This window comes from Paenibacillus sp. FSL H7-0735 (assembly GCF_038008505.1).
Lineage (GTDB): Bacteria > Bacillota > Bacilli > Paenibacillales > Paenibacillaceae > Paenibacillus_AQ > Paenibacillus_AQ odorifer.
Window position 1 is genome coordinate 3,565,818 of record NZ_JBBOZH010000001.1, and the last position, 24,898, is coordinate 3,590,715.

The following is a 24,898-nucleotide window of genomic DNA, read 5'->3' on the forward strand; positions in this document are numbered from 1 at the left end:
TTAAAAGCTTAAAAGTAAGGAAGCGCCGCAATCTCCGAATTTTATCCCAATCACAATGTTAAGGAGCACTATCGTTATGGACCGTCAGCTTAGTTTTTCAAAAAGTATGATTATCATCGCTTTTATTTTTGCACTTCTTTTTGTATCTATTTTCCTATTAAAAGCAGAACCTCATATCCCCCTTCTCGCAACCACAGCTGGCACAGCAGTCTTATTGGGTTTATTTGGCGTGTCATGGAAAGATATTGAGGCAGCTATCATTAAAGGCATCCAAACAGCTATAATGCCCATTCTTATCCTCATGCTGATCGGAATATTGATCGCTGTATGGATGATGAGTGGAACGGTGCCTACACTTTTATTTTATGGTATGGATTATATTAATCCGAACTACTTTGCAGTAAGCGCGTTATATGTCACAATTGTCGTCTCTATGTTTACTGGAAGCTCGTTCACCACCGTTAGCACGATCGGTGTAGCTTTGATGGGTATTGCTTTGACGACAGGGATTTCGCCAACACTTGCTGCTGGAGCAATCATTTGCGGAGCTTGTTTTGGTGATAAAATGTCACCTTTATCTGATACTACAAATTTCGCACCTGCTGTGGTAGGTATATCCTTGTTCACACATATTCGTAATATGATGTACACAACGATTCCGGCGCTTATAATAACTACTGTCTTTTTCTTGTTCGCACCAAAAGCTGATGCGATTGATTTATCGTCGATTCAGGGGATTAAGTTTGCTCTACAAGATGGATTTCATATTCACTGGTTAACGTTGATCTCACCACTTGCCGTTATTATTTGCTCAATCAAACGAATTCCAATTCTCCCTACACTGATGGTTGGTATTGTCACTGGTCTTCTAGTGACCGCTATTATTCAGCAGCAGGCAGAAATCGGTGTCTGGTTCAGTGTGATGCAGAATGGATACGAAAGTACTATTGCCAATGAATCCGTTGCTTCTATCGTTAACCGAGGTGGAATGCAATCAATGATGAGTTCCGTTTCACTTATCTTGATTGCTTTATCATTAGGCGGACTAATCCAACATTGTGGTGTCATAGAGGCTTTTTTTCGCAAAATCATTCAACCGCTCAAACGTAAAAGCAGTATCGTGCTTATGAGCGGCGCATCATCCATTGCGGTTAATGGGATGACTGGTGAACAGTATCTTTCTATTCTGTTGCCCGGTCAAATGTTCAAAGATGAATATAATCGCCGAGGCATTCCAGCAAAGACACTATCCCGTACGTTAGAGGATTGTGGAACCCTTGTTAATCCTTTAATTCCTTGGGGAGTTAGCGGTGCTTTTTTCGCTGCTACACTAGGTGTACCGGTAATTGAATATATACCTTATGCCACCCTTCTGTGGTTAAGCCCATTCATCACGTTTGCGTATGCTTTGATCCCGAAGCTGCAAAAGAACTCGTTAGGCTAACCTTCTCTGAAAGAATGTATTTATTGAACGGATATAAAGAATAATAAGAGTGATTTCTGATTTATATCTGGGTAATTCAGCGGGGGTATTGATAGTGAGTCGCAATAAGTTGCAGGATAGAATCAGGTTAGCAAATGTCGAGACTAAACATGCAGAGCAATTTAATAATTTATTACGTTATGTATTTCAAGTGACGAATCGTGATTTACAAATCTTTGGTTGGGAAAATCGTGAAATCACCCAAGCGAAGCTGCCAGTTCTAAAGTATGCTGATGTAGTCGGTTGGTTTGATGGTGATAAATTGATTTCACAGTTAGCAGTATACCCATTTCAAGTAAATATTTTTGGGCGAATTTATGAGATGGGTGGCCTGACGGGTGTTGGAACCTATCCCGAATATGCTAATTTAGGTTTAATGAATAAGCTGATGCTGCATGCATTAACTAAAATGCGGGGCCGCAAGCAATCAATTTCTTATCTATTTCCGTATTCCATTCCATATTATAGGCGGAAAGGCTGGGAGATCATTACCGATAAAATCTCATTTGAAGTTCCGGATACCCAGCTGCCGAAAACTAAAAAAGTTCCTGGGAACGTGGAGCGGGTAACTATTGAACATCCGGATATCAAGGAGATATATGATCAGTTCTCCATGCAGCATCATGGAGCTATGCTTCGAAATAAGTTGGCTTGGGAAGAATATTTACGCTGGGATCTGGATGAAATGACGGTAGGCATCTATTATAACAATGATGATTTGCCCACAGGGTATCTGTTGTATTGGGTTGCTGAGGAGATCTTTTATATCAAAGAAATGGTTTATATCAACGAAGAAGCTCGGGTGGGATTATGGAACTTTATAAGTGCACATTTTTCGATGATTACTCTTGTCAAAGGGGATATTTATAAAGGGGAGCCGCTTTCCTTCGTTTTAGATGATGGTGACATCAAGGAAACCATTGCTCCTTATTTTATGGCCCGGATAGTGGATGTGCAATTATTTATCGAACAGTATCCGTTTAAAAAACAGGATAAAGAGGGTTGCCTTATCTTCACCTTGAGTGATCCGATGCTGGAATGGAACCGGGGTACATTTACACTTAATGTGGATAAAGATGGAACAGGTGTTTTGCACGCAGGAGGGACTAACCCTTCCTTGTTGATTGACATTCCTACTTTAACCACGATGTTAATGGGCTATAAGCGACCTACCTATTTGGCTAGGATCGGTCGGATCCAGGCAGATGAAGCAACAGTTCAGTTCTTGGAAGGGTTAATCAGGCCAGAACATCCTTATTTCTCTGATTATTTTTAAAAAGCATACTCTAATGAGTGTGCTTTTTTGTTCTTTTATAGTAGAATTGATTCTCGGCAACACTAAATGATATGGGGTGTAAGAATGGCGATTAATTTCACCAAACCAATGATCCAAAGGTTAGAACAAGAAATCATAGAGGTAGAGAGCAAGCTCAAAAACGTGAAGAACAAAAAGGAAAAATCCAAATTCAAAATTAATCAATTAGAACAGGATATGAAATTTAGCAAGTCTCACACAGATTTGAGCAGTAAAATGACGCGAATCAAAAAGCTTAACGATGAAATTAAAAACATGAATCGCCTGCAAGCTGATCTTTCCAAAGAATTAACAGCAAAGAAAAACTCGTTAAAAAAACTCCAGGTAAATGGAACCGCGCCTACTACAATTGATTCCACAAAAGGATAATCGATGATGGTTGCACAGATAAAAAACCGCGTAACTGGCGGTTTTTATTTTTTTACCAGCTCATCTGTATCTCCCCTTAACAAGGAAATCTCATGCTTATAGGGTGCGTTTACATATTTCTTTTCACCGATGGAGGGAGTCTCTAAGAGTTTGGGAATATCTGGAAGTTATTCAAAAGAGACTCCACATTCACTACCTTTTCCAGCCATAGTTTCTAATGAAACCTGAACATTTCGTTTATCTGTTAGCACTTCGTTTAAGCCTTCCACGATCCGAGAGATTCCGGCTTGAGAGCCAGCACCAACATGGGAGCCAGGATGTAGGACGATTTGGGTTGAACCCAAAGCTTCTGTTCTTATGATTTCTGATTGAAGAAACTCTATACTATGCTCAAAGACCTGTGCCGAAAGTGTATTTCCTAAGTTAACAATAAATGGAGCGTGTACAATAATATTAGAAATACCGTAATCTCTCATATGAGCATGTCCCGCTTCAATATTCAAAGCTTCAATGGGTTTGCGGCGTGTATTTTGTGGGGCTCCGGTATAAAAAAGGAAGGTGGTCGCTCCATAAGAAGCTGCCTCTTCACTAGCTCGAAGGAGCATTTTTGTTCCGGTCATAGACACATGAGAGCCTAGGAGTAAAGACATCGGGGTTGACACTTCCTTTCCTCAGAATACAGGAAGTTTTTTAGGGAAGATCAAGGTTGTCTCATCTGATCTATTATTTATGAGAGACAACCTTAGCGACCCGGAATTTAGCGCTAATTAGCGGCGAAAATAGTCTCGCCTTGAATTGGTTTTAAATCTTGCTCCCATTTAACTCTGATTGCCCGGGAAGTGAATAGATCAGCTCCATCTGAGATTTGGAAGTGTAGATGGGCCTCGCTCGTATTACCAGAATTACCTGTTAAGCCAATAACCTCCCCTTTTTCGACTTTATCCCCCGGTTTTACAGTAACTGACCCTTGTTTGAGATGCGCCAAATGACTATATTCCCCGCCATGATCAATGACAACGATATTTCCGGTTGCTTGATTCGGATTCATGACCCCAACTGGCTCATTGTCTTTAATGTCATTCACAACCGATACAACGGTGCCGTCCGCTGGAGCGAGAATGTTTTTGCCAAAAGCATAATAGCTTTCATTTCTTAGTGGGTCTCCTTTATAGGAATAGTTATCTTTGGTTTGGATAAAATCGTAAGCGTAACGCTGGATTTCTAACTCATAATGATAATTCACAAGCACATTCTCGCCACCCCAAAACACATACCAATCCCCCTCAAACGGCAGCGCGTATTCATGTTTACTTAGTACATTGTCGGTTTCAGGAGAAGGGGTAAGCTCTTGAACTTGAATTAATGTAATCATCCCATCCGGATCAAACATCCCGACGAGCCCCTTATTGCCAGCATCACTAACCCATGTGCGTCGATCAAATCCATTAAGCTGCATGGTCGATGCCTTTTCCAATGTATGGATACCCTTTGTGAATTCTTTTCCTGTCTCTGTTAATTCTGTTTCACTTATTTCATCTTTTAAAGGCTGGTTAAAGCGGGCATACAACTCCTTGTACTTCCCGTCCAGTAGAATCTTTGATAGTTCATCTGGAGCAAATCCACTCAGAATGGCAGCTGTGGCCGGGTTTGTTGTCTGCTCCGCCTTTTCAGTAGTCGGCACATCAGCATTCTCTCCTCCACAGGCAGCCATTAATAAAGACAATGACCCTACAGCCAAGACAGTTCTTGTATTCAAAATAACTTTATGAATGATTTTTTCAGGTTTTTTGTTCATATATATCGCCTCCCAGTATTACGATTGTAGCAGTCTAGCCTTAGCTCTTCTGAAATTCTATATTAACACTTACATAATTTACTAGCTATTTAATGAATACGAATTAAGCTTCCGTTAAGATTAGTAAGATTGCTAGCCAAAAAAATCATGCTATGATGATAAAAACGTCTATTGTGAAAGGGAAAATTTATATGAATGAGGCTTCAATTTTATTGGTTGATGATGAGGTATCACTTTTAGACATTATGGAGACAGTGCTGCGTAAGGAAGGCTACGTCAATATAGATACAGTGCAAACAGGTGAAGAAGCAGTAAGTGCCTGTGAATCCAAAAAATATGATTTAATTGTGCTGGATGTAATGCTGCCCGGACGAAGTGGCGTCGAAATCTGCCCTTTTATCCGGCAGACGACGGATGCTCCTATTCTTTTTCTGACTGCTCGGACGTCTGATTTCGATAAATTAACGGGCTTTGCTATAGGTGGAGATGATTATATCACTAAGCCCTTTAACCCGCTTGAAGTGGTGGCTCGTATAAGAGCACAGCTGCGGAGATATTTTGCTTCTGCTAACCAACAGGCTACTGGCAAGAGTGTAGAAATAGTCCCCCATAAATCTGCAAATGTATATGATTACGGAAGGTTTAAGCTAGATGAGACAGCGGGAGAACTCCTGGTAGAGGGTCAGTCTGTTGCTTGTCCGGCACTTGTATTTCAACTGCTGGTCTTCCTATGCAAACATCCCAATCAGATTTTCAGCAAAAGTGAGTTATATGAGAAAGTATGGGGCGATGAAGCACTGAGTGATGATAATACGGTCATGGTTCATATTCATCGAATTAGAGAACGTATCGAAGCAGACCCGTCCGATCCAAAATTTATTGTTAACGTTAGGGGCCTTGGTTATAAGCTGGTGAAGGTAGACCGCCAGGAGTTGTCCATGCCATGAATATCAAACGCCGGTTAACGTTAAGGTTCGTTCTACAGCTAGCTATTACGGGAATGGTTGTTCTCGCTATTGCAGCAGTAACGTTTACTTGGATGCTGTTGCGTTTTCTCGATATCAGTATTACGCGTGATTTTGCTAATGTTGGCTTAGAGCAACTGGTTGAATCCTCCAAAATTGATGAGAAGGGCATTCAATTTTCCCCGAGCTTGCTGGAGCAAGTGAAGAAGAATAAGGGCTGGCTGCAAAACATCGATGAAAATGGAAAAGTTGAAAGTGCCTACAACACTCCAAAAGATGTCCCAATTCAATATGGACCGGGTGAAGTAGTCGCCTATTGGACAGGGACTCAGCCTTTTCCGTATACTCTGGCTGTATGGATTCAAGAGAAAAATGGGAGACAATTCACGCTTCTTTATGGCGCGCCAAATATACTAGATCCTCTGTTAAAAAAAATGAGCGAAGGTACATTTGATGCAGTAGATGGAGATCTGGTTCTGCCTGATTCGATTGAAAGAGAAATTAAATCATCACAGGCTTTTGTTCAACTCATTGATTCATCGGGTACGGAGCTGCTCTCCTATAATAGGCCAAAGATGATTCCCACCAAGTACTCAGTGCCAGAGCTAGCACTACGCACTCTCTACAGTGAACGTTACGGCTATCATGTCCGATCTTCTTTTGATAAACAAACCGGCCAAACATGGATCGTTGGACAACCAAACGTAAAGGGAGCAGATATAGGCCAAAAGGTATGGGTACCTGAAGAGGTTAAAATTGTTATTAAAGGCTCATTAGCAATGCTCGCGGCTTTATTGCTTGCATTTATATTGCTTTCTTTATGGCAAGCTCATAGGTTTGGAGCGCCAATGCTGCATATGCTTGTATGGCTCGATTCCATTGGAAATGCCATATATACAGAGCCTATGGACCGTAAAGGAAATCGTCGTAGTCGAACACACGTAGGTAAATGGAGACGGAGATACCGGGTTTTTTCTGATGTTATGGTATCCATAGAGAAATTATCTGCTAATTTGCAGAGAGATCAAGCGTTGCGGCAACAAACAGAGAATTTGAGGGAAGAATGGATCGCAGGTGTTACACATGATTTAAAAACTCCTTTATCTTCTATAACTGGTTATGCCCATTTACTGGCGGAGCCTTCGTATGATTGGTCGAAAGAGGAAGTTCGCAAGTTTACAAGGACTATGCTGGATAAATCAGCCCATATGGACATGCTTATTAGTGATCTTGCCATGACCTATCGGCTAAAAACAGGGATCAAGCCACCAGAGCTGATGGAGGTGGAATTGAACTTTTGGCTACATCAAGCCCTTGATCAAGCTGCTGCAAATCCCGAATACGGGAAGCAACGAATTATATTTGTGCCGGCACCAAACGAAGTGAGAGCTCGATTGTATACTCCATGGCTAGAGCGGGTGGTCAACAATTTGACTGCGAATGCTTTACTTCATAACCCCTCAGATACGATTTTAACGGTTTCGCTTACTATGAATGATGAGGACAGTGGATTTACTATTCAATTTTCCGATGATGGCGATGGAATGGATGAAGTCACACTTAACCGTCTATTTGAACGTTATTATCGAGGAACGGACACCGTATCTAGCTCCAACGGATCCGGCCTTGGCATGGCGATCTCCAAGGGATTAATCGAATGTATGGAGGGCAGGATTGCTGTTGAGAGTAGCCCTGGACAAGGGACCATTATTAAGTTGATATGGAGCTGATCATAGAACCAGCGTTTTTCCTAACGGAAATGACGGTGGTTTTTTTGTTGTGAATATAGTTTTTTAATTCTTCTGTTTATTATCCAGCCAGAGTTGGGATCATAAATAAGTTGACATCTAAACTGATTGTAACTACAATAGTTACAGGTAGTGATTAAAAATAAATTTATCATCCTAATTTGAGGAGGAAGTAAAAATGAAAATAGCAATAACAGGAGCAACAGGTCAATTCGGATCATTGGTGATAGAAGCTTTACTTAAAACTGTACCCGCAGGTGATCTTGTAGTTAGTGTGCGGAACCCAGAAAAAGCAAGTGATCTTCAGGCGCGTGGAGTAGAAGTCCGTCATGGTGATTTTGATCAACCTGAGACGCTGGAATCAGCATTTGCCGGTGTGGATCGACTATTAATTGTATCCGCAGATGGTGATAATGAAACCCGGATTCGTCAACATAAAGCAGCTGTTGTTGCTGCGGAAAAAGCAGGCGTTGGCTTCATTGCCTACACAAGTGTAGGACAAGCAGACAAGAGTGAACTATTTCTTGCTGAAGTTCACCGCATCACCGAAGAAGCTATTCGCGCAACAGGCATTCCTTACAGCTTCCTCCGTAATAACTGGTATTTGGAGAATGAGATCGGCTCCATTCAAGGCGCTCTAGCAGGTGCCCCATGGGTGACTTCAGCAGGGAACGGTAAAGTTGGCTGGGCTACACGCGGAGATTATGCAGAAGCTGCAGCTAATGTACTGACAGGTGACGGACATGAGAACACAGTGTATGAATTGTCTGGCAAACCTTTAACACAAGAGGAATTGACTGAGATCATAGGCACTGTAATCGGTAAAGAAATCAAAGTAATCCAGGTTGACGACGAGGCTTATGCCAAGACCATGTCGGAGGTGGGTGTCCCAGAAGCTGCGCTTCCAATAGTTGTAGCTATACAACGTGGTATTCGTGAAGGTTGGCTTAATATTGAAAGTAGCGAATTAGAGAAACTGCTGAAACGTTCAGCTACTCCTCTTGCGGATGTCATTCGTGTTATGGTCGGTAATTTACAAGCATAATAATATAAAAGATAAAAGGCTTCCTCGAGGTTGAAAAACCAGTGAGGAGGCCTTTTTTTGTGTTGATAGAGGATGAATCAAATACATAACTTTTCACTATTTTGCCTTGTTCATAATTGTGTTAGTTTAGTTTAACTAGTTATACTAAAAGAAATGGAAGATACTCTGAGAGAGTACATAATCTGGCGAATAAGCGAAGGAGATGATTACAAATGAAAAGAAATATCTTGCTGGTATCTGGAGCGGCGGTTGTTGCATTAGGTGCGTATTTGTTATTGGGAGGTATCGACAAGGATACGCCCTCAGCACAAGATACAACCGACATTAAGCAATTAGTGCAAGAATATAGTTCAAGCAGTATGGAAAACCTGTCCGCTTCTATCACTTCTGAGCAACTTATTGTAACCGATAGTAACAATAAAGAGAAAACTTACGACTTGCCTAAAGATGAGTTTTTTGTTTCTATAGCTCCATATGTGGAGAATACGCATCCTTGCGCTACACATAGCTTGACCGGCTGCCAAGGGGAATTAACGGATGATGAGTTTAAAGTATATATCGAAGACAGCGAAGGCAATGTGATTGTGGATAAAGAAATGAAATCGCTATCTAACGGATTTATTGATCTTTGGTTGCCCCGGGACAAAAAATATAACGTAACCATTGAGCAGGACGGAAAAGCAGCAAAATCTGAACTTTCCACTTTTAAGAGTGATAATACATGTGTTACCACTATGCAATTGGCAGAAAGTATCTAAAAAGTTGTAGAGAGAAGACTTGGAAAGCGAATGCTCAGGAGGATGTTTCTTAAGCGATGTCGAATTCGTTATTCATAGTCCAATCTGATCTTCCTTCTGATGTATTCTGTGTCGGACTTTCGCCAAATGTCCATCGTATCGGACTCCATTGCAGCTATTTTAGATTTTCGCAGCATTTTTCAAGCTTATCGGACTGCATAGCTCTTATTGGGTTGTAATGGCACAGAATCGGAGTGTTTTTAGGGAAATAGCTGCATCTGGGTCCGATAACCTGGTGAAATGCCATAAATCTTCGAAATAAGAGCCTCACGGTCCGATCCAGCGGAGAGTTAGAAACTGTTTGGGAAAAGGAACAAAAGTATCACACGAATGATCAAAAGAAATTGCTTTACAGAAGAGAGGAGAGAGATGAATGGTTAAAGAGCTGATCATTGGGGATGTTTTGCAGGAGTTGGCTGGTACGCGTCGGATACTGGAGAAGCTGCCTCAGGAGCATATGACATGGAAACCACACTCTAAGTCAATGAGCCTGGGTGGGCTGGCCACACATCTCGTTAACCTTCTGAGCTGGCAATCCGCAATTCTTCTTTACTCGGAGTTTGATTTGGCATCCGTGGCATACCGACGAGAAGCACTGGAGAGTCCCGATGCGGTTCTACAAGAGTTCGACCTGAAAGCTCGTGAAATTGAGGAATTAATTACTGCAAGCAATGTGGAGATGCTCGGCGCCGAGTGGACCTTGCGGAACGGGGAGCAGATCATCCGTCGTCAGACCCGGGCTGCTGCGCTTCGTACCATCGGATTGAATCACATGGTTCACCACCGGGCACAGCTTGGAGTATATTTGCGGCTGCTTGACGTGCCGGTACCTGGTCTTTATGGCCCCTCGGCTGATGAATTAGAATTAGCAAACGGGGAAGTTTGATTAGTGAGGAAGCCCTACACTGCCAAGTAAGTTCAAGATATAGCTCTTACCTTATATATTGGAGTATTAAGTTACTTCCAAACATACGGTAATGGGCTTATTTGCTTTTTTCTAGCACTACACTAAATAAAACTCATGGAGGATCGGGAGGTTTGGGTTGACACTTTAGTTAATTTGGAGATATTATAGATTCATTAAATCTATGATGTAACAGATATTTTTTTGATTTAATAATAGATAAAAAGAGTCTTTAATATCTGCATATAGGAGATGATTCATATGATTTACGATTGCATTATTGTTGGTGGTGGACCCGCAGGCTTGAACGCAGCCCTTGTTCTTGGTAGGGCAAGACGAAAAGTAGCTTTAATTGATAATAATCAGCCAAGAAATGCTGTTACCCATGCGTCACATGGTTTTATTACAAGAGACGGGGTTACACCAGCCGAGTTTCGTCGTATTGCGTATGAGGAGGTACTACGTTATCCGTCAGTTGAGCATATCCAGACTGAGATTATTTCGATTAACAAAAATGATTCTGGATTTGCAGTACTTGATTCGTTTGGTCGTCACATTGAAGCTCGCAGATTGATTTTGGCGACTGGGTTAAAGGAGGTCCTTCCTGAGATAGAGGGCCTACGTCCATTATACGGAAAAAGTCTGTTTAATTGCCCGTATTGTGACGGCTGGGAATTACGAGATCAACCCCTTGTCGTTGTTTCCGAAAATCCACATGTTTTTCATATGGCAAAAATGCTGCTCAATTGGAGTAAAGATTTGGTTATCTGCACGAACGGCCAGACATTCCTTTCAGATGAACAGAAAAAAAGTCTTGAGGCCAAGGGGGTTGTAGTCAAAGAATCATTAGTTTCCTCTTTTATGGGTCATGACGGGCAACTTCAGGCGGTTCGTTTTGCGGATGGTACTGAGATCATAAGAACGGGAGGGTTTATTGCTCCGAATTTGATCCAAACGGCATCAATCGTAGATCATTTGGCTGTAGAGCGGAATGATTCTGGTGGGTTTAGCACAGATGGTGCGGGGAGAACCTCGATTCCAGGATTATATTCGGCTGGAGATGTTTCTTATTTTATGCCTTCTCAGTTAGTGTTTGCCGCGGCTGACGGGAGTCGGACAGCTATGAGTGTAAATATGGATCTTACAGAAGAAGAATTTGAACTTTTTTAACGAATTATGGGTAGGAAGTTGAAAATAATAAGTATGCATGATAACATAATTACAAATTAATGATCGGAGTTGAAAAGTATAGTGTAGTAATTATTCTTGCGTCCTATGATGAATAAAACAACAACAATGGTTTATTTCGTTTGTTTTATTCTTTGTATGCAAGAAAGTTACTACTTCTTTTCACTCGAAAATATATCCATATCTAACTCCATTTGGGGCTGGATTTGCTGTATTTATTTGAGTCACAAGAAAGTAACTTTCTTGTGGCTTTTATTTTTTAAAATACAGGAGGATTATTTTATGTCATTAATAAATGTCACAAATCTAACCTTTGCCTATGAAGGCAGCTACGATAACATATTTGAGAACGTAAACTTTCAAATCGATACCGATTGGAAATTAGGTTTCACAGGGAGAAATGGTCGAGGAAAGACTACATTTCTTAGCTTATTGCTTGGAAAGCATGAATACAGCGGTAATATTTCTGCTCATGTCAGCTTTGAATATTTCCCTTTTCAGGTGAATAACAAGGAGCTTAACACCATAGATGTGATCAGCGAGATTTTTCCGGATTATATTCATTGGAAGTTAATGCGTGAGCTTTCTTTGCTAAAGGTTTCTGAGGATGTGTTATATCGTCCCTTTGATTCATTGTCTAACGGAGAGCAGACGAAAGTGCTGTTAGCCACATTATTCATTAAGGAAAATAGCTTCCTGTTGATTGATGAACCTACAAATCATTTGGATATGACGGCAAGAAAGCTTGTCAGTGATTACCTCAATTCAAAAAGTGGATATATTCTGGTTTCTCACGACAGATCCTTTCTTGATAATTGTGTGGACCACATCTTGTCAATCAACAAAACCAATATAGAGATTCAAAAGGGCAATTTTTCTAGCTGGTGGGAGAATAAAGTCAGACAAGATAACTTTGAGTTAGCAGAAGACGAAAAACTTAGAAGAGATATCAAACGCTTGTCAGCATCATCTAAACGGACAGGTAACTGGTCACATGAGGTGGAAAAAACTAAAAACGGAACTAGAAATTCTGGATCTAAGTTAGATAAAGGTTATGTTGGGCACAAGGCCGCTAAAATGATGAAACGCTCTAAAGCCATCGAGCAAAGACAGCAATCTGCCATCAACGAAAAGTCTAAGCTTCTTAAAAATATTGAAAATTCTGAGAACTTAGAGATTACGCAGCTTGCTTATCATAAACGTCATCTTGCGGAGCTGGACAATGTTTCGGTTTTTTACGGAGAGAAAAGGGTATGTTCAGAAGTAAGCTTTACCATTGAGCAGGGGGAGAGAATAGCACTCTCGGGTAAAAATGGTTCCGGGAAATCAAGTATCATCAAATTGATCTGCGGCGAGGATATAGATTATACCGGCACCTTCACTAAGGATAGCCAGCTTATCATTTCCTACGTATCGCAAGACACTTCTGATCTACGGGGCGATTTAACAGATTATGCTAGAGAGAATGGGATAGATGAAAGTCTTTTTAAATCTATTCTGCGAAAGCTTGATTTCTCCAGAATTCAATTTGATAAGGATATTTCCACATACAGTGGCGGCCAAAAGAAAAAAGTCCTGATCGCCAAAAGTCTTAGTGAAAAAGCTCATTTGTATATTTGGGATGAACCGCTTAATTTTATTGATGTTATTTCACGTATGCAAATTGAAGAGCTATTGCTTGAATATACACCAACACTCGTTTTTGTGGAGCATGATCGCGAATTTTGCCATAATGTTGCCACGAAGATCATTGAACTTAGCTGATATTTTTAACATCGATTGAAAATTTCCAACTCTAACAGACCAATATTATTATATTAATAAAGATAATTATTATATATATTACAGTTATCCAATGTACTATAATGGTATAGTTAAACTTTATGATATGTAATTGATGCCTAAAGAAACAACCTATAGAATTGAACAACAGGAGGAAACAAGTTGAGTACACAGAGTGTGGGAATTCCATTAGAAGGTTTTGCAGAATTTAGCCGAACGGTAGCCGCTGAAGGTGCGGTACTGTTGAAGAATGATCATCAGGTGCTTCCGCTTGGTGAAAATGATAATGTTGCTGTATTTGGCAGAACTCAAGTGAATTATTATCGCAGTGGTACTGGTTCGGGCGGTAGTGTTCATGTTACTTATACGACCAACCTGCTAGGCGGTCTTCGCAGTAAAAAGAACCTTACGGTCAACGAAGATTTGGCAGCAGTATATGAGAAGTGGATTGCGCAAAATCCATTTGATAATGGTGGCGGCGTTTGGGCTGCAGAGCCATGGAACCAGAAGGAAATGCTTTTATCCGACGAATTGGTAGCAGAGGCTAGAAGAAAATCGAACAAAGCAATCATTGTAATCGGACGTACAGCAGGAGAAGATCAGGATAATGTCGATGGTTCAGGGAGCTACCAACTAACAGCTGATGAAAAGGCGATGCTGAAGCAGGTAACTACATATTTTGAGCAAACGATTGTTGTACTGAACGTCTCTAATATTATTGATATGAGCTGGCTGAACGATGAAAGTTATAAAAATCCGATTTCGTCTGTCATCTACTCTTGGCAGGGGGGAATGGAAGGTGGTAATGCAATTGCGGACGTGCTGGCTGGAGAAGTGACTCCAAGCGGTAAATTAACAGACACGATCGCATATTCCATCAACGATTACCCGTCAACACATAACTACGGCAATGAATTTACAAACCTTTATCAGGAAGATATCTATGTTGGTTATCGCTATTTCGAGACATTTTGCCCAGAAAAGGTTCAATATGAGTTTGGTTATGGAATATCGTATACCAAGTTTAAGCTCGAGCCAGAAGAAGCAAAACTTATTAACAAAGCTGGCGAACTTAATGTTGAAGTCGGCGTAACCGTAACCAATACAGGAACTACCTTTGCTGGAAAAGAGGTCGTTCAGGTCTATTATGAAGCTCCACAAGGAAAATTGGGACAGCCTGCTAAAGCTTTGGCAGCATTCGCAAAAACAAAAGTCCTTCAGCCAGGCGAAGCACAACGTCTTACTGTGAGTTTTCCTGTTCATTCTATGGCTTCCTATGATGACGCTGGTGTGACAGGGCATGCTTCTGCTTATGTGCTAGAAGAAGGCACGTACCGCGTGTTTGCGGGAACGAGTGTTAAAAAAGTGGAGGAAGTCAAGGTTGAAGGGAATAGCGGCTATGTCGTGGAAACTCTTCAAGTTGTGGAACAGTTACAAGAAGCTCTTGCACCAACGCAAAGCTTTACAAGAATGCAACCTGGCGTTCAAAATGCAGACGGTTCGTATGAACTTCTGTATGTAGAGGTTCCAACACGCAAGATTTCGTTAGCAGAACGGATCGAGAGCAATCTACCAATAACGATCTCCCAGACAGGCAATCAAGGGCATAAATTAAGAGATGTATTTGAACAAAAAGTTAGTATGGAAGCTTTTATTGCCCAGCTTAGTGACGATGACTTGGCTGCCATTGTCCGGGGTGAAGGCATGAGCAGTCCTTTAGTTACACCGGGTACAGCTTCTGCATTTGGAGGAGTAAGTGATAGTCTATATAACTTAGGAATCCCTGTTGCATGTACGGCAGATGGTCCTTCAGGAATTCGTATGGATAGTGGAGCAAAAGCGACTCAGGTTGCGATCGGAACGCTTCTTGCAGCTACTTGGAATGCCGAATTAGTCGAAGAGCTGTATGTGTTAGAAGGACAAGAGTTGGTAAGAAACAACATAGACACCTTGCTTGGACCAGGTCTGAATATTCGTCGCAGCCCGCTTAATGGCCGCAACTTTGAATATTTTTCTGAAGATCCTTTGATCTCTGGGGTGTTTGCCGCTGCATGTACACGTGGGATTATGAAAGGTGGCTCTAATGCCACACTGAAGCATTTTGCCTGCAATAATCAGGAGAAACATCGCAGTAAGGTTGACGCTGTTGTGTCGGAACGTGCGCTTCGCGAGATTTATTTGAAAGGTTTCGAAATTGCTGTGAAGCAGGGTGGGGCAAATTCAATTATGACCTCTTATAACCCTGTTAATGGACATTGGGCCGCTTCAAATTACGATTTGAACACTACAATTCTCCGCGGAGAATGGGGCTTCAAAGGTATTGTCATGACAGACTGGTGGGCCATCATGAATGATGTCGTTAATGGTGGAGCTGCAGACCGGAAATTTACAAATTGGATGGTCCGTGCACAAAATGACCTGTACATGGTTGTAGCTAACTATGGCGCCGAAATTAATGGATGGAATGACAACACCATTGAATCCTTGGAAAATGGATCTTTGACTAGAGGAGAGCTGCAACGTTCTGCAATGAATATTTGTGAGTTCATCATGCATGCTCCAGTATTCTCGAGAAAACAGCAAATTGTTGAAACGGTTGAGTCGTTTAAGGCTAATCCTTCACTTACTGCAGAACAAGTACAATCCTTATCTCAAAATCCACAGGTTAAGCCAGCCGTTGAAGGATCGACTTTCTTTGAAGTTGGCCAAGCTGGTCAATATCGGATCCTCGTGCATATCATGTCAACAGAGCCTGAGCTGGCTCAAAGTGCATGCAATGTTAATTTGAATGATCAATTGATGACAACCATTCAAACCAACGGGACAGAAGGTCAATGGATTAGACAAAAGCTTGTGAAAGTAGAACTAGAAGCAGGTCTTTATGAAATGAAACTGGAGTTCATTAAACCAGGTTTACAGATCGACTGGATCGAATTTAATAAAGTTGACTAAGTAGCTCTAAATATAAGTTAAAGGAAAAACCCTGTGCTAATGCGCAGGGTTTTCTTTTGGTAAGCGATTAGTTTAAAGTTGAAACTACCTTATTCTGCTTGGAACTGGAACCACTTAAAGTCAAACTGGCTCCCCGGTAGAAATATAAAGGTGACGGTTTGTGGACCGGTTACGCGCTCCAACACAAATTCTCTTTCGCAATAATCACTTGACTGTGTAAACTCCACAAGCTGTCTCTTTTCACCCTCTGGTCCGCTAAATAGAATATGCAGAGTATTTTTATCGATAGGCGAATGCCCGCATAAGGTTAGTTTAGTGCTTCCAGTATCACCGAAGTCCATATCTTTAAAGATGAGAGAGACGTTGTTACCAATATTTTTGATTTGTCCATCTGCCAGTGTAAAGGAATCTCCATAAATCTGATTGTATTCCAGAACGTTAAGTTGTTCGTACGCTTTTAAAGGTTTGTTAAACTGAAAGCCCTTGAGATGAATCTTTTTATGAAGAACAAAACAAAGGGTGGTGACACCTTTTATTCGCTCAGGTAATGAGTAGGTTTCCTCTTGATATACATTCCATATAGAAGGTTTTTGATAGGTTACCTGTGTCAGCAGAGCTGCGTTTGGAGCATCCGGAGTACCTTTCCATATATCAATCGTATATTTATCGTTATCTAGCGCGAAGATAGGAAGGGTAAGTTCAGTAGCTCCATAATCACCGAAATCGATGTTGTCGAAACAGATCCAGCTTTCTCCTTCTCTTGCAGTAGCCACTCCGCGTTCATTCCCATTTGTTAAGTTCCGGCTCGTATTGCTATGATAACCAGCGGAAACAAACTCATAAGGATTCAAAAAGGCAGCTCCCATATCTCGAATATGGAATTCCATAAGCGAGTACAGGCGCACTTGATCTGCACCGTTTTTCGTTGCACACCGTACATAGACGTCTCCGTCTCCCAAAGCCGATATTACTGCTTCATGCCCATTTCCCTCAAGAACGGTTATATTGGCGTCAATGCCGGCAGCATTCGTAACTCGCCATTCAATTTCCTGATAGGTTGCGTTCTCTGGATGAATTTGCACACGAACCGGAAGTGCTCGGGTGTCCTTCGTTAGTTGATTTCCTTGTGGGCATATGATTTCCAGCTTGCGAACGGGAATTTCATCTGATAAATAGTCTTGGGATAACTCGCTCACATCCGATAGTGATTGTGACGAATGCTGATAAAGTACAAGCTCTTCGTCCTTAGAATGATCTAGCTCTCGTGCTTCGGCAGTCAGTGTAAGCTCAGCGGACTGTAAGGCTTGGGAAGATGCACGTACAACGATTTTACCTGGCTCCAATGAAGAGGCAATGACTGCAAGCAATTTTCCACTGAACATCCGGCGACTTGTTCCTTTATATGAATCGTAGTCAGTGCTGTCACCATTATCCAAACCAACAAGACGCCCCGGTCCTTCTACAGAGATTTGGATACGATTATTGGCGTTCTCCACGGGACGTCCTTCTTGATCGAGGGTCGAGATCTCAACAAATACCAAGTCCGATCCGTCAGCAGTGATCTGAGTTTTATCAGGCTTCATGACCACAGTAGTTGAATCTCCGAAAGAAGTTACCGTATCTTCAGCGATCTGTACTCCGTGTTCATCATAAGCGACTGCTCGTAGAGTACCTTCGCTAAATGGGAGCTGCCATTCCCCAAGCAGCTTTTTACCATGTTTATGGTCAATGTTAAAAGTGCCCATGGATTGATCATTAAAGAACAATTCGATTTGTGGTGCGTTGGAGCATACTCGCACATCAATAAGCTGCCCTTCAGAGAAATCCCAGTATGGAAAAATATGAATCATCGGGGCGACCTTGTAATCCGTCCATTCTGCTTGATAAATATAATAGGAATCCTTTTTGAATCCCGCGGTATCCAGTTGACCGAAATACGAGTTTTTAGTGAAGTATGGGGTCGGCTCCCCGATATAGTCAAATCCAGTCCAAATAAATTGTCCCGGTGAGTAGGTCGCATCACGATCTGCAATGATGCAAGCTTCTGTGTTCTTGGCACCCCAGCTAGTGGAGCTATTTCCTAAAGCTGAGCATTGTTCATCATCGTCAGACAATACAGACTGAGCAAAAGGGAAGTGATAGATGCCTCTGCTCTGTACAGTAGACGATGTTTCACTGCCATAAATAATCCAGTCTGGATGTTCCTCATGATGCTGATCATAGTATTTTTCGGCATAGTTATACCCTGCGAACTTCACTAGATCTGCGCATTTCTGTGCATTCTCCCAAGGCATATAGTTGGAACCGATAGTAACCACTGCATTTCCTTTAGGGTCATGAACCTGCACCAGATCACGTAATTCTATGGTTAACTCTTGGCCGCGTTCATCGGCATGGGTGTCGTATATTTCATTTCCGATACTCCACATGAGCATGGAGGGGCGATTTCTATCCCGGCGTACCCAGCTGGCAATATCTTGTTTCCACCAATCCGGATAAAATCTGGCGTAGTCAAAAGGAGTTTTACTGCGTTCCCACATATCGAATGCTTCGGAAACTATGAGCACGCCCATCTCATCGGCTAGTTCCATCAATTCAACGGCTGGCATATTGTGGGCCGTACGAATAGCGTTTACGCCCATCTCCTGCAGGAGGATAATCTGTCTTTTTAGAGCTACCTTATTCACCGCAGCCCCCAAACATCCCAAATCATGATGTTGGCATACGCCATGAATCTTCACCTTTCGGCCATTCAAAAAGAAACCTTGTTGGCTGTCAAACTCCATCGTACGGAATCCGAAGGTTTGGACTTCTTCCTCGATCACTTGTTCGTTCTCTAACAGCTCCGTTTTTAGGTTATAACAGTAAGGCTGGTTAATATCCCAGAGCATTGGATTATTGATGGATAAGAGGGCAGAGCTGGATACAGCAGACCCGACTTGTACTGGAATTTCATTTTCTACATGAGAGATACAAGTTCCTGAAGCATCTAGTATACTGTGACGAATTATGTAGTGCTTTGCGCTTTGCAATAGATCATTGCACAATACTTCGGTATCTACCTCAACATTCCAGGCATCCTCTTTTTTGTGAGTAGAGATATAAATACCATCAGGCACAATATGTGTCCCTGGATACGTCTTCAGCCATACACTCCGATAGATGCCCGCACCGGAATACCAGCGTGAGTTAGGAGACTCATGAACCACTTGAACATAGATTTCGTTGATACCTTCAATAATGTATGGCGTGATATCTAATTCAAAAGTGGAGTATCCATTTTTCCAGACGCCTGCGATATGGCCGTTCACATAGAGAGTGGAGTCCATGTATACGCCTTCAAAACGAAGCGACACACGGCTATTTGGCACGTGCTCATCTATAACTATGCTTTTACGGTACCAGCCTTCTCCGCTTTCATATAGATTATGTGTATCAAAAATTAGCCAGTCATGGGGTAAGGTTACGTCGATCCACTCCGAATCAGCTGCTATCACCGATTCTAAAGTAGACTTAAGCGGCTGTTTGCTGAATAACCAGTCATTATTTAATCTTGTTTTCTGACTCATGAATGAAGTTCTCCTTTATCTTTGAAAAATTTAGAAGTGGTTATTATCGATGTGAATGATTTCCGTAAAGCCTTTTCTATTCTTTTTTATCATATCAAAGATTTTGCAAAAAGACATTCACGAAGAAGAGTAAAAAAAACCGTTATAACAAAGCTATTGAAATCGCATTCAAAATGATAACATGCCATTGGTAAATTATCTATTTATTTCTTAATATATCTTTTATTGCGGAGGATGAAATTTATACAAAAACAGTACTAATGAGCGATACAGAGGAGTATCTCTGGTCTATGAAAAATGTTTTTGCTACAGAAGATAATGAAAGTGAGGGAAATTGCCTGGTATACCAATCAAGATGTGGCGGCTTATTGCTGATTAAATACTTTACAAATACTTGTCTGCATGTACTTGTGTTTGTTCGAATAAGTTAGAAAGAAGGACAGGACAAACCATAGGTGGAGATGCGTATAAATGGGGATGCGTAAACAAAGTTTTATTCGTGGCACGTTCATATTAACCGTGTCGTCATTTTTCACAAAAGGGCTTGGTTTTTTGAACGGAGTCTTGCTGGCACGTTTTTTGGGAGCAGAGGGAGTAGGGCTGCTTATGATTGCTCATCCACTGCTTCCCTTATTTATTACGCTGACAGAGCTGGGGCTTCCTGTTGCGATTTCAAAGCTTGTATCGGAAGCTGAGGTTAAGCAGGATGAAGCGCGAGTAAAGCGTATTCTCACTGTATCCTTAAGCATTACGGGTACGTTGAGTATTATATTAACTTTAGTGGCTCTATTTGGCTCCAAATGGATCGCATCGATTTTTTTGGCCGATCAGCGGGCGTATTATGCTATGGTTGCTATTACGCCGATCATTCCAATTATTGCGATGTCTGCTGTACTGAAAGGTTATTTTCGTGGAAAACAGAACATGAACCCACTTGCCTTTTCCGATATTATTGAGAATCTGGCGCAAATCATTGTCATTATCGGTGTTGTCAACGTTTTGCTGCCCTACGGTATTGCCTATGCGGCTGCTGGCGCGATGGCTGCCTCCGTTGTTGGAGAAGGTTTTGGTTTGCTCTATTTGTTCGCTGTCTTCAAATGGGCAAATCGAGGTAAGATCAAAACCTCTCCACCACATACGTCAAGAATTTCACTTAAAGGAGACAGTACGTTAAGAGATTTGCTGCGCATCGGCTTACCGATGACAGGCAGCGGTTTTATTCATTCTCTCTATCATGCCTTTTTACCACTGCTGATTACGAAAAGTCTAGTACTGTTTGGTGTAGGTGTTGAGATGGCAACCAAGCAATTCGGACTTCTGGCGGGTTATGCTCTTCCCATGTTGTTTCTCCCCAGCTTCTTCACACAATCGTTGTCGACTGCATTAATTCCGGCGATCAGCGAAGCAAGTGTGAGCAACAATAGCAAGCTTATGCATAGTCGGATGGATATGGCTATGCGATCCGCGCTTATAGTAGGTTTTCCATGTACAATCATCCTGTACTTATGGGCTGTACCCTTAACGACTATGATCTACCATTCGCCAGAAGCGGGCGAGCTGCTAAGGTTAATTGCACCCTTATTTTTTCTTTATTATTTTGGAGCGCCACTGCAAGCAATTTTGCTTGGTTTGGGGAAAGCATCAACCGTTATGTGGAACCATATTCTTACGAATATTTTCGAAGTGATTGCGATCTTTGTTCTAGGTTCTAATATTGGAATCGAAGGGGTGGCCATGGGTTTCGGACTGGGGCTCTTGCTGCTGACACTGTTGAATTTTTTATCTGTGGCAGGAACGATCGGGTTTTATTTTGACTTTCGTATTGTATTCAAGGTGGGAGCAGGAGGAATTGTCATGGTGCTTAGCGGGTTGGCGGCTCACGGAATTCTGGAACGATTGCACCTGGGGCAGATCATTGAACTGTTCGGAGCGTTGCTCGTTTCGTTAATTACCTATGCAGCAACATTGCAGGTAACCCGTGCTTGGGAAAGAGCACCGAAACCACCAACGATTACGCCTGTTTCTTGAATGGTGATCTTTCGGTACCGTGCTCCAAAAAGTAAACTTAGTAATGATGCAACCCTCTGTGTACCCGTATGGAGGCGGATGAAGGAAATGGGAAGCAGCAATGTGTTTAACTGTATTTTGTACAGCTATAATCGTTCAAAACAGTTGCGCATTGAAAATAGCTGTATTTCTTACATCTATTCTCATGAATTTAAGCCTATTAGGTGATTTCTCTTGATTTTAATTGTATAGAATGCAGTTAAAGTCGAAGTTATTCCCTAGCAATATGGATTAAGTGTATAAAATGCAGTTATTTCATTAAATTGCGTGAAAATCTTGCGCTACAAATATACGGAGTGGGGATATCAGACGTTACAGTCTTAATTGCTCAGGCAAACCGCGAGTGATCCAAAATATCAGGCAGCGATCCTTGATTATCGGAGATCGCTGCCTGATTCTAATTAGCTTTATGCTAACTATGCTCGATTGACTCACATGCAAAAATGGAGTCTATCTCATAAGTAATTTAAGTAATTTCTATAGGGTTGCTCCAAATGGCAAGTTGGCTTGATAGGTAACATTTTGCGCACACGTATTTGCTATCGGACTCAGCTGACCTTAAGAGCAGATTTAGCTTACAATTGGAATTTTAACGGACACTATCGCAGTTATTACTATGAAAAACACCCGAAATGACTCTCTTTTTAAGGAATAGTTTCACTGGAGTCCGTAACTTAACTCAAAAGCCTAAAAACAAGCAAATAGCGTCTTCTGAGTCCGAAAAGCTCTAAGCTTGATCAAGACTGGGTGATTTAGGTAGGTGCAACGGACAAAAGCATTCATCTCTCGATTCATAACATCAGAGCAACGGGATTCTCCAGTAACGGACGATTGCTGCTCTGGCGATCCAAGCTTTTTCGAGACAGTTAAGAAGTGGAGCAGGACAACGCTAGTTATTACCGAGTATTACCGAGTATTATCCTTGACCGTATTTTTTTCTGTAATGACTCAATGTGAGTAGTGGCCAGATATAGCGGTAACTATGATAATTGGAATAGAAATTACCGGGGAGTCCAGCGCCAGTGGGATAAGAAGTTTTCCAATCCTCTTCATGAATAGACGTGATTAGTCTTTGAATCCCTTTTTCCACCGCAGCTGTTGGCTCTGGCTGAACGGCAATAATCGCATCAAGTGCCCAGGCGGTTTGTGAAGGTGTGCTTTCTCCTAAAGGAACATATTGTAGAAGCCGGTCGCTGTGACAAGACTCCCCCCAACCGCCGTCCGAGTTCTGAATGCTTAGAAGCCACTTCACTCCTTTTTGCAAAGTATCATGATTTATAGGGAGCCTAACAGCCTGCAGGCCTGTTAATGATGCCCAAGTGCCATAAATATAACAAACACCCCATCTTCCATACCACGAACCATCCTTCTCCTGATGTTGAATCAGCCATTTCGTACCCCGTTTAATGAACTCGTGTTGTGTATTTAAACCAGCGAAGTTTCCGAGAAACTCCAAAGTTCGTCCGGTAAGATCTGCTTCCGAAGGATCAATGGCTGCAGATTTAGCACCATCGATAGCGAGCCATGTGAGCATTTCTTTATTGGTGTTTTTTTCGAATGCCGGCCAGCCGCCGTCGTTATTTTGCATCGATAGGACCCAATTCAGACCGCGATTCCATGATTTCAGATATGAAGGGTGAATTGTTGATAAGCTTCGGATGGCTCGCAAGGCTGCCGTTGTATCATCTACGTCCGGATTGATTGTATTGGACTCAGAGAATCCCCACCCACCGGGAACTGTATCCGGATTATGGATGCTCCAATCAGCAGTTTGATGATGCTGTTTATCCAGAAGATAAGTTGCAGCGTGTTTTATTCCTTTGTGATCAACCGGAATTTGAGCCTCTTGTAAAGCATAGGAGATTAACGCTGTATCCCATATTGTAGATGGAGAGTTTTGAATTGTAGTTTTATGATTTGATTGGCATTGCAGCGCGGTGAGACCTTGAATGGCCTTTGTAATTATTGGATGCTGCCGATCATAATCGAGAGCAAGCAGGGCAAAAACCATAAGAATTGTACTGCTGGCATAGCTGTAAAAGGTACCGTCGGATTCGATTCGCTGGAGCATATATTGCTCTGCTTTGTTTTTGGCAGCTTCATGTATGTAGTGTGGACTCCCGAGTAATCTGCTCAAACCCATTTGAATAACATCCTGCAGCTCCTGATATCCACGGGTAGGCGATTCATCTGCATCCAACCGTGTCTCCATAAGATCTGACAGATCAGGAGCATGGGCTGTAGTGATCGAAAATCGCCGATCGGCCATAATGAGCATAGGAGTGAGGTGTACCCTAGAGTAGCCAGAGAATTCGAAATAGTTAATAGGGAAGTAAGACGGAAACAAAAGCACCTCCAGTGGAATCGAAGAAATTGCTAAAGGCCACTTGCTTTGACCCGTTGCGGCGAGAATGACTCTAGTTAAGATACTTGTGACTTTGCCTAATCCACCTTTAGACAGTATATAACGCTTAGCACGCTGTATTGGCTCGTCTGTTATCTTACTGTACCCAGAGTAGAGCAGGGCATAATAAGCTTCGACCGATGTGGATAAGTTCCCAGCTTCTTCGTCCTTATATAACTGCCAAAAACCCTCTCGCTGTTGTGCGTCAAGAATGCGGTCATGTAGCTGCCGAATGAGGGTTTCATTCTGTAGGTTCAACACCCTAAAGAGAATGATCATATAAGCATCGATCACAATCCCGTTCTCAAAACAAAAATGCCATGAGCCGTCATCCTTCTGCTGTTGTAGCAAAAACGTTGTAGAACGTTCGATTTCTTCATCTACTTTTCTTAGTATATCCGTCATTTTTTGGGTTCCTCCGAAGGCATCATTTTTAACATTATATGAAGTCGGAGAACAGGTCATGAAAAAGAGCTGCTTAGTCGCTTTAACGCAACTTTGCAGCTCTCTTAGCT

15 protein-coding genes and 1 pseudogene are annotated in these 24,898 nt (G+C 41.9%); 12 read left to right on the forward strand and 4 right to left on the reverse strand.

Annotation, left to right across the window (positions count from 1 at the left end; all coding sequences use genetic code 11):
- Positions 1-76 precede the first annotated feature (76 nt).
- The 3 genes from nhaC to NSS82_RS16280 all read left to right on the forward strand — a co-directional run bounded on the left by nhaC (position 77) and on the right by NSS82_RS16280 (position 3,167).
- Positions 77-1,444 carry a Na+/H+ antiporter NhaC gene (gene nhaC, locus NSS82_RS16270; RefSeq protein ID WP_076272528.1) on the forward strand — a complete coding sequence of 456 codons (1,368 nt, stop codon included), beginning with the start codon at positions 77-79 and terminating at the stop codon, positions 1,442-1,444.
- Positions 1,445-1,538: 94 nt separating this feature from the next.
- Complete coding sequence (locus tag NSS82_RS16275) at positions 1,539-2,759, forward strand: GNAT family N-acetyltransferase (RefSeq protein ID WP_036677937.1); 1,221 nt, start codon at positions 1,539-1,541, stop codon at positions 2,757-2,759.
- A gap of 84 nt (positions 2,760-2,843) precedes the next feature.
- Positions 2,844-3,167, forward strand: a complete 324-nt coding sequence (locus NSS82_RS16280; RefSeq protein ID WP_036677934.1) for a hypothetical protein — start codon at positions 2,844-2,846, stop codon at positions 3,165-3,167.
- Between the two features lie 170 nt (positions 3,168-3,337).
- Here NSS82_RS16280 and NSS82_RS16285 read toward each other — a convergent pair.
- A pseudogene (locus NSS82_RS16285) lies at positions 3,338-3,817 on the reverse strand (deoxyribonuclease IV); the annotation flags it as partial.
- A 113-nt stretch (positions 3,818-3,930) separates the two neighbouring features.
- Entirely contained in the window at positions 3,931-4,962 is a 1,032-nt protein-coding gene (locus NSS82_RS16290) for a M23 family metallopeptidase (RefSeq protein ID WP_076272529.1), read from the reverse strand.
- A gap of 191 nt (positions 4,963-5,153) precedes the next feature.
- On the opposite strand from NSS82_RS16290, the gene NSS82_RS16295 reads away from it, so the two are divergent.
- The 8 genes from NSS82_RS16295 to NSS82_RS16330 all read left to right on the forward strand — a co-directional run bounded on the left by NSS82_RS16295 (position 5,154) and on the right by NSS82_RS16330 (position 16,343).
- Positions 5,154-5,909 (forward strand): response regulator transcription factor, encoded by a 756-nt coding sequence (locus NSS82_RS16295; RefSeq protein WP_076272530.1) that lies wholly within the window; start codon positions 5,154-5,156, stop codon positions 5,907-5,909.
- Positions 5,906-7,657 (forward strand): sensor histidine kinase, encoded by a 1,752-nt coding sequence (locus NSS82_RS16300; protein ID WP_036677927.1) that lies wholly within the window; start codon positions 5,906-5,908, stop codon positions 7,655-7,657. The genes NSS82_RS16295 and NSS82_RS16300 overlap by 4 nt, the downstream gene beginning before the upstream one ends.
- A 196-nt stretch (positions 7,658-7,853) precedes the next feature.
- Positions 7,854-8,720, forward strand: a complete 867-nt coding sequence (locus NSS82_RS16305; RefSeq protein WP_038570928.1) for an SDR family oxidoreductase — start codon at positions 7,854-7,856, stop codon at positions 8,718-8,720.
- A 212-nt stretch (positions 8,721-8,932) separates the two neighbouring features.
- Complete coding sequence (locus NSS82_RS16310) at positions 8,933-9,478, forward strand: CueP family metal-binding protein (RefSeq protein WP_036677924.1); 546 nt, start codon at positions 8,933-8,935, stop codon at positions 9,476-9,478.
- A 412-nt stretch (positions 9,479-9,890) separates the two neighbouring features.
- Positions 9,891-10,403: a DinB family protein gene (locus NSS82_RS16315; protein ID WP_076099273.1), complete on the forward strand. Its 513-nt coding sequence runs from the start codon at positions 9,891-9,893 to the stop codon at positions 10,401-10,403.
- A gap of 279 nt (positions 10,404-10,682) precedes the next feature.
- Complete coding sequence (locus tag NSS82_RS16320) at positions 10,683-11,591, forward strand: NAD(P)/FAD-dependent oxidoreductase (RefSeq protein WP_076215312.1); 909 nt, start codon at positions 10,683-10,685, stop codon at positions 11,589-11,591.
- A 300-nt stretch (positions 11,592-11,891) separates the two neighbouring features.
- Complete coding sequence (locus tag NSS82_RS16325) at positions 11,892-13,373, forward strand: Lsa family ABC-F type ribosomal protection protein (protein WP_076272531.1); 1,482 nt, start codon at positions 11,892-11,894, stop codon at positions 13,371-13,373.
- Between the two features lie 180 nt (positions 13,374-13,553).
- A complete protein-coding gene (locus NSS82_RS16330; protein ID WP_076272532.1) occupies positions 13,554-16,343 on the forward strand; it encodes a glycoside hydrolase family 3 C-terminal domain-containing protein in 2,790 nt (929 codons plus the stop codon).
- A gap of 89 nt (positions 16,344-16,432) precedes the next feature.
- Here NSS82_RS16330 and NSS82_RS16335 read toward each other — a convergent pair whose 3' ends face one another.
- Positions 16,433-19,912: a glycoside hydrolase family 2 gene (locus tag NSS82_RS16335; protein WP_076272533.1), complete on the reverse strand. Its 3,480-nt coding sequence runs from the start codon at positions 19,910-19,912 to the stop codon at positions 16,433-16,435.
- A 471-nt stretch (positions 19,913-20,383) separates the two neighbouring features.
- On the opposite strand from NSS82_RS16335, the gene spoVB reads away from it, so the two are divergent.
- The gene (gene spoVB, locus NSS82_RS16340) at positions 20,384-21,940 is read left to right on the forward strand and encodes a stage V sporulation protein B (protein ID WP_076272534.1); all 1,557 of its coding nucleotides are present in this window, start codon (positions 20,384-20,386) and stop codon (positions 21,938-21,940) included.
- 955 nt (positions 21,941-22,895) lie between these two features.
- On the opposite strand, the gene shc is transcribed toward spoVB, so the two are convergent.
- Entirely contained in the window at positions 22,896-24,788 is a 1,893-nt protein-coding gene (shc, locus tag NSS82_RS16345) for a squalene--hopene cyclase (protein WP_076272535.1), read from the reverse strand.
- Between the last annotated feature and the right edge of the window lie 110 nt (positions 24,789-24,898).

Excerpts from the sequence above, each read along its gene's own strand:
- NSS82_RS16315 (WP_076099273.1), top strand. The coding sequence starts at position 9,891 with ATGGTTAAAGAGCTGATCATTGGGGATGTTTTGCAGGAGTTGGCTGGT.
- nhaC (WP_076272528.1), top strand. The coding sequence starts at position 77 with ATGGACCGTCAGCTTAGTTTTTCAAAAAGTATGATTATCATCGCTTTT.
- NSS82_RS16290 (WP_076272529.1), bottom strand. The coding sequence starts at position 4,962 with ATGAACAAAAAACCTGAAAAAATCATTCATAAAGTTATTTTGAATACA.
- NSS82_RS16310 (WP_036677924.1), top strand. The coding sequence starts at position 8,933 with ATGAAAAGAAATATCTTGCTGGTATCTGGAGCGGCGGTTGTTGCATTA.
- NSS82_RS16295 (WP_076272530.1), top strand. The coding sequence starts at position 5,154 with ATGAATGAGGCTTCAATTTTATTGGTTGATGATGAGGTATCACTTTTA.
- NSS82_RS16300 (WP_036677927.1), top strand. The coding sequence starts at position 5,906 with ATGAATATCAAACGCCGGTTAACGTTAAGGTTCGTTCTACAGCTAGCT.
- NSS82_RS16280 (WP_036677934.1), top strand. The coding sequence starts at position 2,844 with ATGGCGATTAATTTCACCAAACCAATGATCCAAAGGTTAGAACAAGAA.
- NSS82_RS16335 (WP_076272533.1), bottom strand. The coding sequence starts at position 19,912 with ATGAGTCAGAAAACAAGATTAAATAATGACTGGTTATTCAGCAAACAG.
- NSS82_RS16305 (WP_038570928.1), top strand. The coding sequence starts at position 7,854 with ATGAAAATAGCAATAACAGGAGCAACAGGTCAATTCGGATCATTGGTG.
- NSS82_RS16325 (WP_076272531.1), top strand. The coding sequence starts at position 11,892 with ATGTCATTAATAAATGTCACAAATCTAACCTTTGCCTATGAAGGCAGC.
- shc (WP_076272535.1), bottom strand. The coding sequence starts at position 24,788 with ATGACGGATATACTAAGAAAAGTAGATGAAGAAATCGAACGTTCTACA.
- NSS82_RS16320 (WP_076215312.1), top strand. The coding sequence starts at position 10,683 with ATGATTTACGATTGCATTATTGTTGGTGGTGGACCCGCAGGCTTGAAC.
- spoVB (WP_076272534.1), top strand. The coding sequence starts at position 20,384 with ATGGGGATGCGTAAACAAAGTTTTATTCGTGGCACGTTCATATTAACC.